A 5789-nucleotide genomic window follows, 5' to 3' on the forward strand; every position below is an offset into this window, starting at 1 on the left:
GCCGCGCGGTCTGGGGCAGCGGCGCGGACACGCGCGGGTGCCCCCCACCGGCCGCGCCGTCCGCACGCAACGGCGCGAGCGCCCGCGCGAAGCGCTCGGCCCACGCCATGGAGACGGCGTCCACCGCGGCGAGGGTGCCGTGGCCGACGGGCCCGCCGCCGTCCGGCGTGCCCGGTGCGCCGGGGGCCACGCGCAACAGGCGCAGGGCGGTCGCCACGTCGCCGCTGAGCAGCGCGACGGCCCCGCACCCGCGGAACACGGGCGACACCGAACAGGCCGCCTCGTACGTGTCGGCCACCGGCGAGGAAGGCGACGCGGCCGGTGTCTCGGCGAGGCAGACGACGTGGATCCCGACCCGGGGGCCCTCGGCCGCGAGCCGCGACACGGCGTCCCGCACGCCGGCCGACCCGGGGTCCCCGTCCACCACGACGACGGTGCAGGGGCCGGGCCACCCGGTCCGCGCCGGGTCGTCCGGCCGCGCCCAGGACGGCTGCCGGGCTCCTCCCCGCGTCCCGCCGGTCTGCGAACCACTGCGGGGGAGCCCCAGGTGCGTGGCGTTGTCGTCGCGGGCGAGGGGGTGCCTGCCGGGGGCGGGTACGGAGGGGGAGGGGCCGCGGTCGGGCACGCGGGCGCCGGCGGTGTCCCGGCCGCCCCGGTCCGCCGCGTACGTCCCGGGAGGGGAGCCCGCACCCGTGTCCGCCGCGCTTCCCCGGCGGGGCTCGAAGGCTCCGCCGTCGTCCGGGGAGCCCGCGCCGGGGCGGGCTCCCGGACCCTCGCCGGCGGCGCGTCCGGCCTCCGCCAGGTGGTCGTCGAGGCGCCGGAGCAGCTCCTCCGTGCGCGCCGCCGCCTGTTCGCGGTCGTAGGCGAGGAGGAGGCGGCAGTCCTGGCCGTGCGTGGGGCGCAGGTGCGGCAGCCAGCCGAGCCACGACCACTCGGCGGTGCGCTCCTCCACGGACCGTGCGCGGTCCGTGCTGAGGAGGGTGATCTCCAGCGAGTCGGGGGAGTGCAGTGCGGCGAGCTGCGCGACCACCGCGCGCGCGAGCCCCGAGAGGCGCTCGCGCGGCCCGGCCAGGCCCAGCGCGCCGACCTCCCGCAGTGCCGCGGTCACGGGGACGGCGGGCAGCAGCGCGGAGCCGTCGGGCGCGCTCCGGTCCGCCGTGCCCAGCCGCACGGTGAGCATCTCCCGGTGCCCCGGCCCGCGCTCCCACAGCCGCGGTCCCGGTCCGAGCGCCGCCAGCAGCAGCGCGGCGGGGTCGGGCCAGCGCTCGGGCTCGGGCACGCCCAGGGGGACGGGCTCGGCGAACGCCGCCTCGTACGGGTCGTCGTCGGCGTCGTGGCCGTAAGGGTCGTAGGGGTCCTCGCCGCGGGTGCCGGCCAGCCGGCGGGCCCACGCGGACAGCCCGCGCCTGCGCGCGCCGCGCGGTACGGGCGTCCCCCGCAGGGGGGTGCCCTTGCGCCTGCCCTCCCCGGGGCCCTGGACCTCCGGCCCCTCCTCGGCCGGCTCCCCGGGTTCCGCGTACTCCCCCCGCGACGCCCCGCCCTGCCGCGGTACTCCCGGCGGCCCGGCGGGCAGGTGGCCCTGGGGCTCCGGGGCCCCGCCCTCGGCGGCGCCCCACCCGGCCGTCCCGTAGCCGTGGTGGGTCTCGGCGGTCGGCGGCCCGACCCGGGAACCCCCGTCCCGCGCACGGGGCACCCCCGCGTCCTGCCCCTGCTCCTGGCTCCGGCTCCGGTCCGGGGCCGGTTCCCGTCCCCGGTCCCGCCCCGGCTCCCGCGGGGCCGCCGGCCGCTGCCGTCCCCGCCCGGAGGTCCCCGTCGCCACCACCCGTATGTGCCCCTCGCCGTCCGGCGCGGTCTCCCGGACGGCGGGCGGCTCGCCCGCCGGGGCGAGCTGGAGGGCCGACTCGCCCACCCGCAGCAGCGCCCCCGGCGCGAACCGCACCGGACGCCCGTCCACCCGCCTGCCGTCCAGCACCGTGCCGTTCGTCGAGCCCAGGTCCGCGACCGAGACCCGGCCGTCCGCGGCGACCGTCACGGCGCAGTGCAGCCGGGAGACGTCGGGGTCGTCCAGCGGTACGTCGGCGTCGGCCGAGCGGCCTATGTCGATGCGGCCGCCGTGCAGCAGGTGGACCCCGCCGGCGTCGGGCCCGGCGACCACCCGCAGCTGGGCGGCGTCGGGGTCGACGTCGGGACCGGGCTGCGCGGGGGCGCCCAGGGACAGCACGGCGCCGTCCACCAGGGGCGGCTCACCGAGGGTGCAGCGCTGCGCGTCGAGCCGCTCCGCCTCCGCGTACAGCACCCCGGGGCCCTCGCCCCCGACCGCCGAGGCGAGGCCGGAGGCCACCGCCGCGAGTGCGGTCCCGGCGGGTGCCGTGACCAGCACGTCGCAGGACGCGGGACGCCCGTCGGGGCGCGTGCCCAGCGGGTCTACGACGGTCAGCCGGATCTGCATCGCCGTCAGCGGTCCCTTCTGTCGCGGGCGCCCGCGACGAGGCCGTCCCGCGGTCCCACCGCAGATTCCCCCACCGCGCACGGGCACGTCGGCCGGTACGGACAGCATCCTCGCACCTGCGACTGACAACACGCCCGTCTTCCGCCATCAAGTGATCTTGATTGGTCGGCTCTGCCCGCAAAAGTGCCCGACCGGGGATCGCTTGGGACCGGACCCGTCAAGATCCGGCAACCAAAGCACCCGGAGCGGGCGTCCTCCCACCGGACGGACGCGGCGGACTCCCGTGCGGCGCACGGGCGGCGGGGAGGGGGAACCGCGGCGCGACGACAGCCCGGTGCCGTCTCCGGCGGCATTACAGTGGGTCGGAACCACCCGTACCCCGGTGGACGGACCAGGCAAGCAAGCAGCAGGGAGCGCATGACGTGCGGCCGGTGGGCAGCAAGTACCTCCTGGAAGAGCCGCTAGGGCGCGGCGCCACGGGCACCGTCTGGCGGGCCAGCCAGCGCGAGGCCGCGGGCGCCGAGGCGGCCGTGCCCGGTCAGCCCGGCGAGACCGTGGCGATCAAGGTCCTCAAGGAGGAGCTCGCAAACGATCCGGACATCGTGATGCGGTTCCTGCGGGAGCGCTCCGTCCTGCTCCGGCTGACGCACCCGAACATCGTGCGCGTCCGGGACCTCGTGGTCGAGGGCGATCTGCTGGCCCTGGTCATGGATCTGATCGACGGCCCGGACCTGCACCGCTACCTGCGCGAGAACGGCCCGTTCTCGCCGGTCGCCGCCGCCCTCCTCACCGCCCAGGTCGCCGACGCGCTCGCCGCCAGCCACGCCGACGGCGTGGTGCACCGCGACCTGAAGCCGGCGAACGTCCTGCTCCAGCAGCTCGACGGGCGGATGCACCCGATGCTGACGGACTTCGGCATCGCGCGCCTCGCCGACTCCCCGGGCCTGACCCGCACCCACGAGTTCGTCGGCACGCCCGCGTACGTGGCGCCGGAGTCCGCCGAGGGCCGCCCGCAGACCTCCGCCGTCGACATCTACGGCGCCGGGATCATGCTGTACGAGCTGGTCACCGGGCGTCCGCCGTTCGGCGGCGGATCCGCCCTGGAGGTCCTCCACCAGCACCTGAGCGCCGAGCCGCGCCGGCCCTCCACGGTCCCCGACCCGCTGTGGACCGTCATAGAGCGCTGCCTGCGCAAGAACCCCGACGAGCGGCCCAGCGCCGTGAACCTCGCACGCGGCCTGCGCACGGTCGCCGAGGGCATCGGGGTGCACGCCAACTCCGCGAAGATCGCCGCCGCCGAGGCCGTGGGCGTCCTCCTCACCCCGGACCCGGCGCCCGCCCCCGTGCCGGACGCCCCGGGCGCCGCCGACCCCACCCAGGTGCTCCCGCAGGGCGCCGCCTACGACCCGAACGGCGCGACCAGCGTCCTGCCGCACACCGGCGCGGGCGCGGGCGCCGCGGACCCCACCGCCGTCCTGCCCCACCGCGGCGCGGCCGACCCGACCGCCGTCATGCCCCCGGTGCCGCCGAACCAGCCGGGAACGGGCCCCGAGGACCCCCACCCCTGGCAGAACCAGCTGCGCGCGGCCCGCGACCGCAACGAGCCGACGCAGGTGCAGCCGTACCTCGACCCGAGCGAGGACCCGCTGCGGCGCCGTCCGCAGCGGCAGGTCGCCCGGCCGCCCCAGCAGCAGCCACAGCAGCCGCCGCCCCAGCAGCCACAGCCGCGCCGGCAGAACCGGCAGCAGCGCCCGCCGCAGAACCAGCCCGGATACGGCTACCCGCAGGGACAGCAGGGGTACGCCCCCCAGCCGCCGCCCCAGCCCCAGCCGCAGCGGTACGCCCCCGCGCCGCAGCAGCCCCGGCAGCCCGCCCCGCGTCCGCAGCGCGAGCCCCGGCCGCCGCGGCAGCGCAGCTCCAGCCCGATGCGGATCCCCGGACTCGGCTGCCTCAAGGGGTGCCTGTTCACGGTCGTCATCCTGTTCGTGGCCGGGTGGCTGGTCTGGGAGCTGAGCCCGCTCCAGGACTGGATCGGGACCAGCAAGGGGTACTGGGACCAGCTCACGGACTGGTTCGACACCGTCTCCCGATGGGTCGAGGACCTGGGCGGCGGATCGGCCCAGTAGCCCTTTGGGGAGATTGCTCCCACGACATCCCCGGAGCCCTGCCGCGGTTCTGGGGATTTGTCGACATGCGAGGGGTGATTTACGTCGCCGAAGTGAAGGTTGGCGCTCCGGGCGCGTAGTTTTGTCGCCAACACGCGCCCGTAGGAGCAGTCTTGGTACGGAAGATCGGCAGCCGGTACACCGCGCACCAGATCCTGGGGCGGGGCAGCGCCGGCACGGTGTGGCTGGGCGAGGGTCCCGAGGGTCCCGTCGCCATCAAGCTGCTGCGCGAGGACCTGGCGTCCGACCAGGAGCTGGTGGGCCGTTTCGTGCAGGAGCGGACGGCCCTGCTGGGCCTCGACCACCCGCACGTGGTCTCCGTGCGGGACCTGGTGGTCGACGGCAACGACCTCGCGCTGGTCATGGACCTCGTGCGCGGCACCGACCTGCGCACCCGGCTCGACCGGGAGCGGCGGCTCGCGCCCGAGGCGGCCGTCGCGATCGTGGCCGACGTCGCGGACGGGCTGGCCGCGGCACACGCGGCGGGGGTCGTGCACCGGGACGTGAAGCCCGAGAACGTCCTGCTCGACATGCAGGGACCGCTCGGGCCCGGCGGTGCGCACCCCGCGCTGCTGACGGACTTCGGCGTCGCCAAGCTCATCGACTCGCCGCGGCGGACCCGCGCGACGAAGATCATCGGCACGCCGGACTACCTGGCGCCCGAGATCATCGAGGGACTGCCCCCGCGGGCGGCCGTCGACATCTACGCGCTGGCGACCGTGCTGTACGAGCTGCTCGCGGGGTTCACGCCGTTCGGCGGCGGGCATCCGGGGGCGATCCTGCGGCGGCACGTCACCGAGACCGTGGTCCCGCTGCCCGGCATCCCGGAGGAGCTGTGGCAGCTGCTCGTGCAGTGCCTGGCCAAGGCGCCGGCGTCCCGGCTGCGGGCGTCCGAGCTGGGGGAGCGGCTGCGCGAGCAGCTGCCCCTGCTCGCGGGCATGCCGCCGCTGGACGTCGACGAGCCGGACGGGCAGCCGGACGCCCCGCACGAGGACGCGCCCGCCGAGCCCCAGGCCCCGCGGGAGCGGGTGCGGCGCGGGGCCGTCCCGCTGGTGCCGGGGGCCAAGCCCGACTCGAACCGGGACACGCACACGTCGATGCGGGTGCCGGGGCCGGACGAGCTGGCGGGAGGCGCGCTCGGTACGGCGCGCGCTCCGCGGGCGGCCGGGGCGCCG

At 77.4% G+C, this 5789-nt stretch carries 3 protein-coding genes; 2 read left to right on the forward strand and 1 reads right to left on the reverse strand.

Going from position 1 to position 5789, the window contains the following annotated elements; translation table 11 throughout:
* The coding region (locus tag KM933_RS38195) for an FHA domain-containing protein (protein WP_221362045.1) at positions 1-2449 on the reverse strand (2449 nt) is incomplete at its 3' end.
* 422 nt (positions 2450-2871) lie between these two features.
* On the opposite strand from KM933_RS38195, the gene KM933_RS38200 reads away from it, so the two are divergent.
* Positions 2872-4575: a serine/threonine-protein kinase gene (locus tag KM933_RS38200; RefSeq protein WP_221362047.1), complete on the forward strand. Its 1704-nt coding sequence runs from the start codon at positions 2872-2874 to the stop codon at positions 4573-4575.
* Between the two features lie 152 nt (positions 4576-4727).
* On the forward strand, positions 4728-5789 hold a 1062-nt coding region (locus KM933_RS38205), incomplete at its 3' end, for a serine/threonine-protein kinase (protein WP_221362049.1).

Origin of the sequence: Streptomyces beigongshangae, assembly GCF_019710745.1 — a bacterium.
Lineage (GTDB): Bacteria > Actinomycetota > Actinomycetes > Streptomycetales > Streptomycetaceae > Streptomyces > Streptomyces beigongshangae.